Origin of the sequence: Pseudomonas sp. B14(2022), assembly GCF_012030485.1 — a bacterium.
Lineage (GTDB): Bacteria > Pseudomonadota > Gammaproteobacteria > Pseudomonadales > Pseudomonadaceae > Aquipseudomonas.
On sequence record NZ_JAAUVM010000001.1, the window covers coordinates 725704 to 739822 of the forward strand.

The following is a 14119-nucleotide window of genomic DNA, read 5'->3' on the forward strand; positions in this document are numbered from 1 at the left end:
GTGACAGGCCCATAAACCTCGTAAAACAAAACCCACTGCTCTCACAGTGGGCTTGTTGGACCAGTAACGCCTGGCTTACTGAGGGGAAACTTCGGTTTTTGGTTTGCCGAAGTGCCATTCGTAGACCACGAACTTGAAGTCCTTCAGGTCGCCCTTGGCGTCGAAGCTCAGCTCGCCGGTAGGGGTCTTGAAGGTGCCCGCGTGGATGGCGGCAGCCACTTTGGCGGTGTCTTCGCTCTTGGCTGCAGTAATGCCGCCGGCGATGACTTCAATGGCTGAGTAGGCCGGGAACACGAACGGACCGGTTGGGTCCTGCTTGTTCTTGGCGAACTCGTCAACGATGGCTTTGTTGGCCGGGTCGGTATCGAAGGATTTAGGCAAGGTCACCAGCAGGCCTTCGGAAGCGCCCTGGGCGATTTGCGAGATGGAATCGTTGCCGACGCCCTCTGGACCCATGAACTTGGCGTTCAGGCCTTTTTCCTTGGACTGGCGCAGGATCAGGCCCAGCTCCGGGTGGTAGCCGCCGTAGTAGACGAAGTCGACGTTGGCTTGCTTGAGCTTCTGGATGATCGAGGAGAAGTCTTTGTCGCCGGCGTTCAGGCCTTCGAAGACGGCAACCTTCACGCCTTTCTTCTCGAGGGTCTGTTTGACGGCGGTGGCGATACCTTCACCGTATTGCTGCTTGTCGTGCAGGACGGCAACGATTTTCGGCTTCACGTGGTCGGCGATGTAGTTGCCGGCCGCTGGGCCCTGGGCGCTGTCCAGGCCGATGGTGCGGAAGATCAGCTTGTAGCCACGGGCGGTGATTTCCGGGCTGGTGGCCGCCGGGGTAATCATGATTACGCCTTCGTCTTCATAGATATCGGACGCTGGCTGAGTGGAGCTGGAGCAGAGGTGACCGACCACGAACTTGACGCCGTCGTTGACCACTTTGTTGGCAACGGCCACGGCTTGTTTAGGATCGCAGGCGTCGTCGTATTCCTTGGCTTCGAGCATTTTGCCGTCGACGCCGCCCTTGGCGTTGATGTCGGCGATGGCCTGCTTGGCACCCATGAATTGCATGTCGCCGTATTGCGTTACAGGACCAGTCTTTGGACCGGCGATGCCGATCTTGATGGTGTCAGCTGCGAACGAATGGCCGGCAACCCCAGCCAGGACCATAGCGGCAAACAGTTTGGAAATCTGCTTAGTAGCCTTATTCATAGTGCTCCACTCTTACTGTTGTATTTTTTATAGTTCTAGCGGCCTTGTGAGCTGTAGAACCGGATCAGATATCTCGGATATCCCCCGGCAGTGCCCTGGCAACTGTACCGGTACAGTGTAGAGCGCCGGTTGATCGCTTGAAAAGCTGGCTGCTGGGGGCAAAACCCGGGTGTGTCGCTTAAATGAAAGAAAAAGACAGAATTGCGGCGGGTTGATGCCAGAGTATCGGGCAATCCTTGGCTTTCCTGACACTTTCTATCGATGACTCATTTGCAACTGGGTTTTTCTACCTGGCTTTTTATAGGAAAGGCACGACGTTATGATTGCGCCGATTTTTTCTCAGGTGAACTCCCATGACGCAAGAACCTAGCACCCTCTATGCCAAGCTGCTCGGTGAAACCGCCGAAATTTCCTGGAAGGAGCTTGAACCGTTCTTTGCCAAGGGTGCCCTATTGTGGGTCGATACTGATCTGGATTTGATCGAGGCCGCAGAGGCAATGGCCGAAGACAACCGCGATAAAGTCGCTGCCTGGCTGGCTTCCGGCAGTCTGGGCGAAGTGTCTGCGACGAGGGCATTGGACTTGGTGGAGCGTGATCCGAACTTGTGGGCGGTGGTGGTTTCGCCCTGGATACTGATCCAGGAAAGGGCGTCGTAAGAAATTTATGCACTAAAGATGTGCGTGTTTTTTGTTCGTCGAAGTGTGTATTGGAGTAACCGCCGACGCAGTAATGGCATCTTGCCGTGGAGAAAGATCACAGCACGAAGGTGACGTGCACGTCACGGGAACAGTTTTGCGCGGGTCGAAAGGTCGTGGGAATTGTTTCCGGGTGTTAAGGGACCGTGGCGAGGGAGCAATCTCCCTCGCCATAAACGCTTACGCGGTCTTGCCGGTATGGTTATTCAACGAAATAACCTTGGTCTTGCCAATGCGATGACGGTAGATCTCGCGCAGGTACTTGATCGCCTTCTTCACGCAATCCCGTGACAGGCGAATGTCATTGATCGACACGAACTTCTCTTTGTCGTTGATCAACTCGCGGTACTTCTTCTCATACATCGGCTTGATCGCGTACCAATTGGTATCGAGGATCTTCGCCGGGTTTTCAAACTCGTTGAGCAGTTCGTCGATGCGGTCTTCGTCGAAGTCCTCGTGGATGATGAAATCCAGGATCGAGTTATCCAGCGTGTCGTCGAAGCGATACGGGTTGCGCGCGAAGCACCGCTTGATGAAGGCCACGATCAGTGTCAGGAAGTCATCCGACAGGCACGGGCTCTTGGCGATCAGGGTGGTCAGCGACAGGTTGGCCGACGCGCCGATCACCAGGGCATAGCGCTTGAGGGTGGTGTTGGGGAACAGGCTGTTGAGGTGGGTCTTGAGCCGGTTCAGGTCCATGTAGGACAGCTTGTAGTCCTTGGGCAGCGAAACGATGGACACCACCGACGAGCAGTTCTTGAAGAAGTGCAGGTCGTGCAGCGCCGCCGCGTCGTAGCCTGAGTTCTTGTACTGCTCCAGGGACGCCCTGTAGCGCTTGGACTCGATCGGCAACAGGCTGATGCCTTCGATGGCCTGGGTGACCTTGTTGAAATGCGGCAGGTCGATGGAGCGGAAGAACAGGTCGTCGATGTTCAGGCGCTGGGGCTCTTTCTCGAAGACTTTGAACTTGTCATTTGACGGCGCCGGGGTTTCCGGTACGACGGATTCGGCGTAGGCAATCGCCACCGGCCCGGCCAGGCTCATGAACAGGTCATTGGCGTCCAGGCGGATGGTTTCGCCGATGTCGATGCCGGCGCGACGGAAGTAGTTCTGGTCGTAGTCGGTAGTCACGGCCTGGGCGGTGAGGATGTTGAAGATTTGCTGGGAGATGTACTGGTTGGCGTGTTTTTCCATGGCATTGACGTCAATGTTCTGGATATTGCCGTCATCGCTCTCTTCGGCGTAACGCATGATGTCGTTGGAGATCAGCATCATCGCGTTCCACGGGCGGATACGCCCCTTCACGCTGGCTTCGCTGCTGTCTTCATTGTCGAAGTTGTACGAGAAGTCCCATTCTTCCGAAAGGTATTTGCACAGCAAGCGTCCGGCGTTGATGTGCAGTGCCTCGGACATTTCGCTGCGGTGGTCGGAGATGTTCGGCAGCACACAAATGCCGCTGGTGAAGATCGGCTCGAAGACGAAAGCGTGGCCGCTCTTGCTGTCGTGCTCGTCGGCGGGCTTGGTGTCGAACGTCTTGTTCATGTACGAATGCTGCTGCGCCAGGCCGAATTCCGAGGCCATGCCCGAACCGGTACCGCCGCCGGCGCTGAAGATCGAGAAGTACAGGCGCGACTGATTGGCCTTGATGCCGCAGGAATCGATCAGGTACGAATGGATCATCTTCCAGTCGGGGCTGGAAAAGCGCTGGGTGTCTTTGTTGAGGATGATCTTGGCCAGGTACTGGCCGAGGATCGGCGCGTTACCGGCGCCACCGGCATGGACTTCGGAGAGGTCCATGATTTTCATCTTGCTGTAGTCGCGCAGAAAGCCGCTTTTTTCGCCCTTGCGCGAGAAACGGATACGCCCGGCGATGTCCTTGTCCAGGTCGCCCAGCATCACCAGCGGTTCCACCAGGAACACCGGCTTGCTGGCCTTGCCGCCGCCCAGGCGCAGGTTGTTGCGAATCCACTGGGCCGGGCTGTAGCCCTTATCCAAGGATTTATCTTCAGTGCTGAATTCGTTGAGGTAGAACTTGCGCGCGTTGTACACCAACTCCGCTACGTCCAGCGCGATGTTCGAACCGCAGCGGCCCAGGCCGATCAGGCAGACCGAGGGGAATTCCTGCTCGCTGTGCTGCTCGCTGTCGCCTTCCAGGTGAGGCGGTCGCGGAAACACCATGTCGCGCAGGCCGTCGAGGTTATCGAGGATGCGGTCGGTATTGGTTTCGGTGAAGTACAGGTATTGCTGGGTGGCCAGCGGGCGTGCGGTGCTCAATGACTTTGAACCTGAGGGCTTTTCCGCAGGAGCTGGGAGCAACACATCGGATACCACGGTGCCAGAGTTATTTTTAGAAGTCATTGTGCGCCATGTACCTGGGCGGATGGCTGAAAAAGTATCAAATAGCCATCGCAGAATGGGAGTTCGCGACTTTACAGTGCGTCCTTGTCCGGTACGATCAGGCTTACCCAGTGTGCTCAGGAAAAACCTGGCCGGACTCTAATGAATCGGCCGTTCGTCGGCGATCTTTAGGTAAGTGATGGCGAAATGCCAAAGATTCGACGTCAGCGAATTGGCCGGACGATAGAGGTGGATCCGGAGCGGCCAGGGGAGGACTCTTTCCCCGGGCGGGCGTCCTTGGTGCCCGACACGCTGAATGGGTAGAGCGGATTGCGTATGTCGATACCTTGCATTGCGCCAATTATTTCACTGGCGGGGACCGCCGGGCTCAACAGGTAGCCCTGGACGAAATCACAGCCATGTTTGAGCAACAATTCGAACTGGGCCTGGGTTTCCACACCTTCGGTCACCACCTGCAGGTGCAGGGTATGGGCCATGCCGATAATCGCCTGGACGATCTCGATGTCGGCGGTCGACTTGGGAATATCCTGGATAAACGAGCGATCGATCTTCAGGGTGTTGAGCGGCAGGCGCTTGAGGTAGGCGAGGGAGGAGTAGCCGGTGCCGAAGTCGTCGATAGCCAGCGACACGCCCAGCGCGCGGATTTGCCGCAGCAGCGCCAGGGTGCTGCTGATATTGCCCATCAAGGCATTTTCGGTGACTTCCAGCTCCAGGCGGTTGGCGCCGATCCCGCTGAAGCGCAGCGCGTTTTCGATCTCATCCGCCATTTCGTCGCGGGCCAGGTTCAGGGCCGAGCAATTCACCGCCATGGTCAGTTCGGTATAGCCTCGGTCGGAGAGCAGGCTCAAGTCATGGCAGGCCTGGCGCAAGACCCAATGGTCGAGTTCGGCGATCAGCCCATTGCTTTCGGCAATCCCGATAAACCGGTCGGGGGCCAGCAGCCCCTGTTGCGGATGCTGCCAGCGCACCAGGGCCTCCAGGCGCGTGACCTTGCCCAGCTTCATGTCAAAGATCGGTTGGTAGAACAGCACCAGTTGGTTCTGGGCACGCAGGGCGCTGCGCAGCTCCTCTTCCAGTTGCAGTTCGAGGAAGGCTCGGGTCTTCAGGTTGGAGCTGAAGAAGTTCAGGCTGTTGCGTCCCGTGTCCTTGGATTGGTACAGCGCCAGGTCGGCGGTTTTCAGCAGCTCTTCGCAGGTCAGGCCATCCTCGGGAAACAGGCTGATGCCGATACTGGTGGTCATCACCATACGGCGACCGGCCAGTTCGATCGGATCCTTCATCTTCTGCATGATGCGCTGGGCCAGGTGTCGCGCTTCGTCGCGGTGATGAACGCTGATCAGGATGCAGAACTCATCGCCGCCAAACCGGGCGACCACGTCCGCATGGCTGCGCACAGAGCCTTTGATATGGCTGGCCAGAACGGTGAGCAATTGATCCCCGGCGTCATGGCCGAGGCTGTCGTTGATGCGCTTGAAGTGATCTATATCGAGGAAAATAACTGCCATCATGCCGTTTGAAGCCGTTTTTTCGGCGATCTTTTCCGCGAAAATCTGATTGAAACCCCGTCGATTAAGCAGGCTGGTCAGTGCGTCGTAATGGGCCACCTGTTGCAGGGAGGCGCGCGCCTGGTCCAGTTCGCTGAGCAGCGCGTTGACCCGACGCAGGTCGCGCTCCTTGTGCTGCAGCTTCTTGTCCGCCAGCGCGGCGCTGATGCTGCTGCCGATCACCAGCAGGGTGATCACGGCGACCGACAGGCCCAGCTGGATGGGGTTGTCATCCAGCGGTAATGAGAGGTCGGCCCCCGTGGGGACTATCAGTTGCATGGCGGCCATGCCGGTAAAGTGCATGCTGATAATGCCCGCGCCCAATATCAGGCTTGCGGCGTATTTGAGCAGTTGATGGAAGACCCCGGCGCCGGTGCGCAGGTAGCTCGACAGCAGCAATGCGGCGAGGCTGGCGCCAATGGCGATGCCCACCGAGGCGAGGAGCAGTCCCGACTCGAAATACGCCTGGGCTTGGGAGCGCATGGCGGACATGCCGACGTAATGCATCAAGGCAATGCCGATACCCATCCATACCGATGCCAGCAGGTATTGGTTAAACCGCAGGTGGTTGTGACTGAGGGTTTGCATGGCGAACAGCGAAGCGATCAGGGCGATGATCAGCGAGGCGAACGTCATGAACAGTTCGTAGTGAATTGCGATGGGGGCCTGGAAAGCCAGCATGCTGATGAAGTGAGTGGACCAGATACCACCTGCCAGGCAACCGGCCCCCAACCAGCGCCAGTGGCGGCGAGGGGTGGGGGCTTCGACATTGCCGACTCGTTCGGCCATATCCAGGGTGCCGAAACCTGCCGCACAGGCGACCAGGTAGGCCAGCAGCACCAGGAACGGGTTATGACTGCAATTGAGTAATAAGTGCCCGTTCGCGGGGAGGTCGGTAAAAAAGTGCAGACCTAGCCATTCCATAGCATGTCCCGTCATAGCGTCACGTCACAGCCTCAGGCGATGATCTATGAGGTCGAGTATAGAAGCCTCGGGGGATTCGCCATCGATAATGGCATTTTGCTCGCTATGATTTTGGCATGTCGTTAATGGCGTTTAATGCTAAGCGCTGAGGGGCAGGATCAGTTCGAAAGGTTGCTCCAAGGGGGCGAGGCCAAATGCTGCGCGGGCGGCATCGCAGTCGACGTTCTGCACGCCTTGGCTCCAGGACGAATCGAACTCGCGGCACACACTGGAGCGCTGCTCATAAATTGAGCAACTGGTGGCCTGGCCCACGTTGCCCTCCAGGCTGCAGCAGCGTGCGGGTTTCTGGTCGGTGCCGATCATGGCCACGCGGGTGGGGTTGATCTGCACCACCAGGTCATCGGGCACCGTGCCCCCCGAGGAGGCGCACTCACCCCAGAAGAAAGACACACGAAAGTGTGAACAGCAGGCACCGCAATTCAGACACGGACTGGCTTCGGACATGGGCGTCTTCGATTAAGAAAGGTAAGGGGAGAGTGGTTCGGGAAGGCTCGCCATTCTAATCGGGTCATGGCCGTTGGGAAGGGGGGCATGCACTTATATTTTTGTCGGCAAAGTCCCGTAGTGACGGGTGAAATCATGCCCTATCAGCTTTACGAATCATTACAGACAACCACGGCTCGCCTGACTATGTTGCAGGTTCCGGGCGGGATGCATCGGGCATCGCAGCTCTCATAACAATAAAAGAGACGGACCCATGCAGAACTCGACCCAAGCGGCGAATGCCTGGCGCATTCTGTTCCTGCTGTTCCTCGCCAACCTGTTCAACTTCTTCGACCGCACCATTCCGGCGATCATCATCGAGCCGATCCGCATGGAATGGCACCTGAGCGACTTCCAGCTCGGCATCATCGGCACCGCCTTTACCATCGTCTACGCCATTGCCGGCCTGCCGCTGGGGCGTCTGGCCGATACCGGTTCGCGCAGCAAGCTGATGGGCTGGGGCCTGTTCGCGTGGAGCGGGCTGACAGCGGTCAACGGCCTGGTTGGCAGTTTCTGGACGTTTTTGCTGGTGCGCATGGGCATCGGTATCGGTGAAGCCAGCTATGCGCCGGCTGCCAACTCGCTGATTGGCGACCTGTTCCCGGCACACCGTCGTGCCCGGGCCATGGGGATTTTCATGTTGGGCCTGCCTTTGGGCCTGTTGCTGGCGTTCTTCACCATCGGCTGGATGGTCAAGGCTTTCGACAGCTGGCGCGCGCCATTCTTTATCGCCGCCGTGCCGGGGCTGATCCTTGCGGTGTTCATGTTCTATATCAAGGAACCCAAGCGCGGCGCCGCCGAAGCCGTACAAGTCTCCCAGGAGCGCGTCGACCGCCCGATCCGCCGCGTGCTGGCCGTGCCGACCTTCCTGTGGCTGGTGCTGGCCGGGTTGTGCTTCAACTTCGCCACCTACGCGTGCAATTCATTCCTGGTGCCGATGCTGCAGCGCTATTTCCTCATGCCACTGCAGGACGCGGCGGTCGCCACTGGCGTCATTGTCGGGTTGACCGGCCTGGTGGGCCTGACCTTGGGTGGCTGGATTGCCGACAAGATCCATCAGCGCGTTGCCAATGGCCGACTGCTGTTTGCGGCGTGCAGCCTGATCATCTCCACCGTCACCACCGCCTGGGCCTTGCATGCCGGGCGCATCGAGATCGGTGTGTTTGTGGCGCTGTTCAGTGTGGGCTGGTTGTTTGCGTATAACTTCTACACCTGTGTGTACACGGCGATCCAGGACGTGGTCGAGCCGCGCCTGCGGGCTACGGCGATGGCGTTGTTCTTTGCCGGCTTGTACTTGCTGGGCGGAGGCATGGGGCCGATTGTGGTGGGCGGGCTGTCCGACCATTTTGCCCATGCGGCGATGTATGCGGCGGGGGCGGAGCAGATGACTGAGGCTTACAAGGCAGTGGGCTTGCACGACGCCATGTACCTGATTCCGGTGGCGCTGTTCCTGACCATGTTGTTTCTGTTCCAGGCGTCACGCAGTTTTGTGCGTGATGCCAAGCGGATGAAGGAGGGATTGGTGGCTGTTGAGGTGCCGGCTGCGGCAGCGACGGCTTGAAACCGCGGTGACTGTGCCGGGGCAAGCCCCCTCCCACAGTTGACCGAGTTGTCATGTCGAGCACTGATCAATGTGGGAGGGGGCTTGCCCCCGATGAGGCCCGCAAAGCCAAAGCTGTTCTCAAGTGAATAAAAAAGGCCCGCATTGCGCGGGCCTCTATTCAACAGGGCAGGGCGGTAATCAACCCGCTACCAACACCCGAATGGCTTCCAGTCGCAGCGCAGCCTTGTCGAGCATGGCCAGGCCTTGCTCGCGTTGGTTGCGCAGGGCGACCAACTCGCTGTCGCGTACGGTCGGGTTGACCGCTTGCAACGCGGTCAGGCGCGCCAGTTCTTCGTCGGTGTCTGCCGCCAGGCGACGTTTGGCTTCGGCCACACGTTCGGCGTGACGCGGCGTGATCTTCTCTTCACCGGCGTTGATCCGCGGTGTGAGTTGATCGCGCTGGGCCTGCACGAACTTGTTGGCGCTGGCCCGTGGCACGCTTTCCAGCTGGTCGTTCAAGGTTTCGAACGAGACGCGGCCGGACAGGTCGTTGCCATTGGCATCCAGCAGGCAGCGCAGTGCCGCCGGCGGCAGGTAGCGGCCCAATTGCAGCGCGCGCGGCGCGACCACTTCGCTGACGTAAAGCAGTTCCAGCAACACGGTGCCTGGCTTGAGCGCCTTGTTCTTGATCAGCGCCACGGCAGTGTTACCCATGGAGCCGGACAGCACCAGGTCCATGCCGCCCTGCACCATCGGGTGTTCCCAGGTGATGAACTGCATGTCTTCACGGGACAGCGCCTGGTTACGGTCGTAGGTGATGGTCACGCCTTCGTCGTCGCCCAGGGGGAAGCTGGCGTCGAGCATCTTCTCGCTTGGCTTGAGGATCAGCGCGTTTTCCGAATGGTCTTCGCTGTCGATGCCGAATGCGTCGAACAGGGTTTCCATGTAGATCGGCAGGGCGAACTGGTCGTCCTGCTCGAGGATGTCCTCCACCAGCGCATCGCCTTCGCCGGCGCCGCCGGAGTTGAGCTCCAGCAAGCGGTCGCGGCCGGTGTGAAGTTCCTGCTCCAGACGCTCGCGCTCGGCACGGGCCTCGTCGATCAGGGCTTGCCACTCGCTGTCGTCGGCATTTTCCAGCAGTGGCAGCAGGCGCGGGCCGAACTGATGCTGCAAGGCGTTGCCGGTCGGGCAGGTGTTGAGGAACGCGTTCAGCGCTTCGTGGTACCACTGGAACAGGCGCTGTTGCGGGCTGGTTTCCAGGTACGGCACGTGCAGTTCGATCACATGCTTCTGGCCGATCCGGTCCAGACGGCCGATCCGCTGTTCCAGCAGGTCGGGGTGGGACGGCAGGTCGAACAGCACCAGGTGGTGGGAGAACTGGAAGTTGCGGCCTTCACTGCCGATTTCCGAGCAGATCAGCACCTGGGCGCCGAATTCTTCATCGGCGAAGTAGGCGGCGGCGCGGTCACGCTCGAGGATGTTCATGCCCTCGTGGAACACCGTGGCCGGGATGCCGGAGCGAACGCGCAAGGCGTCTTCCAGGTCCATGGCGGTTTCGGCGTGGGCGCAGATCACCAGGACCTTGGTGCGCTTGAGCATTTTCAACTGGTCGATCAGCCACTCGACGCGCGGGTCGAAGCGCCACCAGCGGTTTTCTTCGTCGATGTCCGGTTGCGACTGGAAGCTGACTTCCGGGTACAGCTCGGCGTGTTCGCCCAGGGGCAACTCGAGGTATTCGTCCGGGTTCGGCAGCGGGTAGGCGTGCAGCTTACGCTCCGGGAAGCCCTGCACGGCGGCACGGGTGTTACGGAACAGCACGCGGCCGGTGCCGTGGCGGTCGAGCAGTTCACGCACCAGGCGTGCGCTGGCTTCGGCGTCGCCATCGTTGACGGCGGTCAGCAGCGCTTCACCTTCGTTGCCGAGGAAGCCCTGGATAGTCTTGTGCGCGGCGGGGGAGAGGCGGCCCTTGTCGAGCAGCTCCTGCACGGCTTCGGCCACCGGGCGATAGTTCTCGCTTTCGGCGCGGAAGGCGTGCAGGTCGTGGAAACGGTTGGGGTCCAGCAGGCGCAGGCGCGCGAAGTGGCTGTCCTGGCCCAGTTGTTCCGGGGTGGCGGTGAGCAGCAACACGCCCGGGATGACCTCGGCGAGTTGTTCGACCAGGCTGTATTCCGGGCTGGCTTTGTCTTCATGCCACACCAAGTGGTGGGCTTCATCGACCACCATCAGGTCCCAGCCGGCGGCGAACAGCGCGTCCTGGGCTTTCTCATCGTCCACCAGCCATTCCAGCGCGACCAGGGCCAGTTGGGTGTCTTCGAACGGATTGGCGGCATCGCTTTCGATAAAGCGTTCTTCATCGAACAGCGCCACTTGCAGGTTGAAGCGGCGGCGCATTTCCACCAGCCACTGGTGCTGCAGGTTTTCCGGTACCAGGATCAGTACGCGGTTGGCACGGCCCGAGAGCAGTTGGCGATGGATCACCAGGCCGGCTTCGATGGTCTTGCCCAGGCCCACTTCGTCCGCCAGCAAAACCCGTGGCGCGATACGGTCAGCGACTTCACGGGCGATATGCAATTGGTGGGCAATAGGTTGCGCACGCACGCCACCCAGGCCCCACAGCGAGGATTGCAATTGGCGGCTGGTGTGTTCCAGGGTGTGATAGCGCAGCGAGAACCAGGCCAGCGGGTCGATCTGCCCGGCGAACAGACGGTCGCTGGCCAGGCGGAACTGGATAAAGTTGGAGAGCTGGGTTTCCGGCAGGGTGACCTGCTCGTTCTGCCCATTGAGGCCGTGGTAGACCAGCAGGCCGTCGACGTCGTCGACTTCCTGTACGGTCATTTTCCAGCCTTCGAAATGGGTGATGGAGTCACCCGGCGAGAACCTCACGCGGGTGAGGGGCGCATTCCGTAGCGCATACTGGCGGGTGTCGCCAGTGGCCGGATAGAGCACGGTCAATAAGCGGCCGTCCTGTGCCAGAACGGTGCCTAACCCCAGCTCTGCTTCGCTGTCACTAATCCAGCGTTGCCCCGGTTGATACTGCTGCGCCATGCTGCCTGACTCCCGCCGTGAAAAAGCCGACTATCTTAACGGAACAAGGCCCCACGCCCAAGGACTCTGACAAAAACTACGCCGTTTGAGTGGCCGGGTGAGTGCAGAATCGACGGGTGGCGGGCACTTGTGAGTGTCGACTGGGTCACAGGTTGACGAACCTGCGCTCAAGTCGCCACGCGGCCCGCCGACAGCCTGCTGACAGGAGAACAACTATTATGCTTCCACCTATGCTGCCCGTCAGCGTCGTACCGGTTACGTCGCAACTCGACCCGGTCCGCCAGAAACCCGATATTCCGCCCGTGGTCCCTGTGCAAGCGGGCTCCAACGAAAGCACCATCGACCTGAAAAAGGGCGATGCCGAGCAGTCGACCTTTTTGCTGCGCGAGGAACAACGCCGCCAGCAGGAACAGCAGAAACGCCGGCGCGAAGCCGATGAAGACCCGGATCAACACTTGGCGATCCCGGGCGACCTGCTCAATGCCGACAACACCGTACCGGTTGTGCCGCTGATCGAAGACGCGCCGCGCCAGGGTTTGTGGGTGGACGTGGAGGTTTAGCCCCGCAGTTCCCGCAGGGCCGTCATCAGCAACGCGATGTCGTCATCGTTGTTGAGCGGGCTGACGGAGATCCGCGCAATGCTGGTCAGGCCACGGGCCTGCATATCCAACGGGGTGTAGGCCACGCCGTTAGCGCCAATATTGATCCGCTTCAACCCCAATCGCCGTTTGAGCTCGAAGGCGTCCCAACCGGCGAGGTTGAAGGCGATCAAGCCTGATTGAACCGTGCCCAGGTCATGCAGGGAAATACCCGGAATCTCACGCAATGCTTGGCGGATTCGCCTACTGGTTTGCGTGACCCTTTCCCACACCCGCTCGATCCCCAATTGATTCATCTCCTGCAGCGCATTGCCCAAGCCCGCCAACAGGGCAAACGACGCCTCGCTGGTTTCAAAGCGCCGGGCGTCGTTGCGCAGGTCGAAACCATCGGCGGCCCAGGGGGCGGAAAACACGTCGCGTTGGGCCGGTTTCAAGTGCTGGAGGAAATCCGGCCGCACGTACAGCAGTGCCGTGCCCCGTGGCCCGCGCAGGTGCTTGCGACCGGCCGCTTTGAGCACATCGCACTGCAACGCCTGCACATCTACCGGCACCTGGCCGACGGCTTGGCCGGCGTCGATAAAGTAGGCGATCCCATGACGCCTGGCCACTTCGCCGATGGCCTGGGCGGGGTTGATCAGGCCGCCGTTGGCGGGGAGCCAGGTGAGGTCGATCAGTTTTACGTTCGGGTCGATCATGGCGTCCAATGCCACGGGGCAAACCGCGCCGGTGGCATCGCACGGGATGACCTCCACCCGCGCGCCGGCTTGCACCGCCAACTGCATGCTCGCCAGATTGCCGCCCCATTCGTGGCGCCCTACCAGAATGCGATCGCCCGGCTGCCAAGGGTCCAAGGCCTGGAACGCCATGCTCCAGGCGGTCGAGCCGCTGCTGGCAAAGGCAATCGACGGGGTGGGCGCGTTGAGCAACTGCGCGGCCGCGCGGCGGGCTTTTTCCACCAGCACGGCGCCATATTCGCCGGCTTCCATCGGGCCGTCACGGGCTTCGCGTTGCAGTTGGTCGATGATGGCGTCGAGGGTCGCCTGGCTTGGTAATGAGGCGCCGGCAGGGTTGAAGTGCACGATGCCCGATTGGCAGCCGCGTGTGCCCTCACGCAGATGTTGCACTTCAAGCGGGCTCACGGTTGCAACTCGAAAATCGCGTCAACCTCCACCGCCACGCCGGCCGGCAGGCTGGAAACACCCACTGCCGTGCGCACATGACGGCCCTTTTCGCCGAGGGCATTCACCAGCAGGTTGGAGGCTCCATTGGCCACCGCGCCCTGGCGCTGGAAGTCGCCGCTGCTGGCGATAAACACCCCCAGGCGCAGGATGCGCACCAGGCGCGACAGGTCATCGCCCAGGGCGTCGCTCAATTGCGCGAGCAAGCTCAATGCGGCCAGCTCCGCCGCCTGGACACCTTCTTCCTCGCTGAGGGATTCGCCCAGGCGGCCGACATAGGCGGGTTTGCCGTCTATCAGCGGGATTTGCCCGGAGATAAACAGCTGGTTCTGGCTGACCACATGGTTGATGTAGTTGGCAATCGGCTGGCTGGGGGACGGCAGCGTCAGGCCAAGGGCTTGCACGCGGTGGCGGAGGGAGTCGCTCATGGTGAATCCTCTTGGGGCTGGAGGTTTCAGCATGTGGGGCAGGGGGGATTGTCGACAAA

At 60.4% G+C, this 14119-nt stretch carries 10 protein-coding genes; 3 read left to right on the forward strand and 7 right to left on the reverse strand.

The features are described from left to right. Window positions 1–75: 75 nt before the first annotated feature. The gene (locus HCF10_RS03345) at window positions 76–1203 is read right to left on the reverse strand and encodes a branched-chain amino acid ABC transporter substrate-binding protein (protein ID WP_090408372.1); all 1128 of its coding nucleotides are present in this window, start codon (window positions 1201–1203) and stop codon (window positions 76–78) included. A gap of 353 nt (window positions 1204–1556) precedes the next feature. Between HCF10_RS03345 and HCF10_RS03350 the strand changes: the two genes are divergently transcribed. Continuing rightward, complete coding sequence (locus HCF10_RS03350) at window positions 1557–1859, forward strand: DUF2288 domain-containing protein (RefSeq protein ID WP_131697196.1); 303 nt, start codon at window positions 1557–1559, stop codon at window positions 1857–1859. A gap of 219 nt (window positions 1860–2078) precedes the next feature. Here the strand turns inward: HCF10_RS03350 and HCF10_RS03355 are convergent, their stop codons facing one another. From HCF10_RS03355 to HCF10_RS03365, 3 genes are all read right to left on the reverse strand, one after another. Further along, on the reverse strand, window positions 2079–4256 hold the full coding sequence (locus HCF10_RS03355; RefSeq protein WP_131697195.1) for a hypothetical protein: 2178 nt from the start codon (window positions 4254–4256) through the stop codon (window positions 2079–2081). A 203-nt stretch (window positions 4257–4459) separates the two neighbouring features. Further along, entirely contained in the window at window positions 4460–6724 is a 2265-nt protein-coding gene (locus HCF10_RS03360; RefSeq protein ID WP_167654870.1) for a putative bifunctional diguanylate cyclase/phosphodiesterase, read from the reverse strand. Window positions 6725–6862: 138 nt separating this feature from the next. Then, a complete protein-coding gene (locus HCF10_RS03365) occupies window positions 6863–7228 on the reverse strand; it encodes a YkgJ family cysteine cluster protein (RefSeq protein ID WP_131697193.1) in 366 nt (121 codons plus the stop codon). Window positions 7229–7481: 253 nt separating this feature from the next. Between HCF10_RS03365 and HCF10_RS03370 the strand changes: the two genes are divergently transcribed. Continuing rightward, window positions 7482–8828, forward strand: a complete 1347-nt coding sequence (locus tag HCF10_RS03370; protein ID WP_145334980.1) for a spinster family MFS transporter — start codon at window positions 7482–7484, stop codon at window positions 8826–8828. Between the two features lie 180 nt (window positions 8829–9008). Here HCF10_RS03370 and rapA read toward each other — a convergent pair whose 3' ends face one another. Continuing rightward, window positions 9009–11855 carry an RNA polymerase-associated protein RapA gene (gene rapA, locus HCF10_RS03375; protein ID WP_065926413.1) on the reverse strand — a complete coding sequence of 949 codons (2847 nt, stop codon included), beginning with the start codon at window positions 11853–11855 and terminating at the stop codon, window positions 9009–9011. Between the two features lie 218 nt (window positions 11856–12073). On the opposite strand from rapA, the gene HCF10_RS03380 reads away from it, so the two are divergent. Then, window positions 12074–12415: an aspartate-semialdehyde dehydrogenase gene (locus HCF10_RS03380; protein WP_065926412.1), complete on the forward strand. Its 342-nt coding sequence runs from the start codon at window positions 12074–12076 to the stop codon at window positions 12413–12415. Here the strand turns inward: HCF10_RS03380 and HCF10_RS03385 are convergent. Together HCF10_RS03385 and HCF10_RS03390 are read right to left on the reverse strand one after the other, a co-directional pair. Beyond that, complete coding sequence (locus HCF10_RS03385) at window positions 12412–13593, reverse strand: aminotransferase class V-fold PLP-dependent enzyme (RefSeq protein ID WP_167654871.1); 1182 nt, start codon at window positions 13591–13593, stop codon at window positions 12412–12414. The two genes, HCF10_RS03380 and HCF10_RS03385, sit on opposite strands and share 4 nt — an antisense overlap. Beyond that, the gene (locus HCF10_RS03390) at window positions 13590–14060 is read right to left on the reverse strand and encodes a RidA family protein (protein ID WP_131697190.1); all 471 of its coding nucleotides are present in this window, start codon (window positions 14058–14060) and stop codon (window positions 13590–13592) included. Before HCF10_RS03390 ends, HCF10_RS03385 begins: the two co-directional genes overlap by 4 nt. Window positions 14061–14119: the final 59 nt, after the last annotated feature.

Coding starts and splice junctions, on each gene's coding strand:
- HCF10_RS03345 (WP_090408372.1), bottom strand. CDS start 1,203: ATGAATAAGGCTACTAAGCAGATTTCCAAACTGTTTGCCGCTATGGTC.
- HCF10_RS03350 (WP_131697196.1), top strand. CDS start 1,557: ATGACGCAAGAACCTAGCACCCTCTATGCCAAGCTGCTCGGTGAAACC.
- HCF10_RS03355 (WP_131697195.1), bottom strand. CDS start 4,256: ATGACTTCTAAAAATAACTCTGGCACCGTGGTATCCGATGTGTTGCTC.
- HCF10_RS03360 (WP_167654870.1), bottom strand. CDS start 6,724: ATGGAATGGCTAGGTCTGCACTTTTTTACCGACCTCCCCGCGAACGGG.
- HCF10_RS03365 (WP_131697193.1), bottom strand. CDS start 7,228: ATGTCCGAAGCCAGTCCGTGTCTGAATTGCGGTGCCTGCTGTTCACAC.
- HCF10_RS03370 (WP_145334980.1), top strand. CDS start 7,482: ATGCAGAACTCGACCCAAGCGGCGAATGCCTGGCGCATTCTGTTCCTG.
- rapA (WP_065926413.1), bottom strand. CDS start 11,855: ATGGCGCAGCAGTATCAACCGGGGCAACGCTGGATTAGTGACAGCGAA.
- HCF10_RS03380 (WP_065926412.1), top strand. CDS start 12,074: ATGCTTCCACCTATGCTGCCCGTCAGCGTCGTACCGGTTACGTCGCAA.
- HCF10_RS03390 (WP_131697190.1), bottom strand. CDS start 14,060: ATGAGCGACTCCCTCCGCCACCGCGTGCAAGCCCTTGGCCTGACGCTG.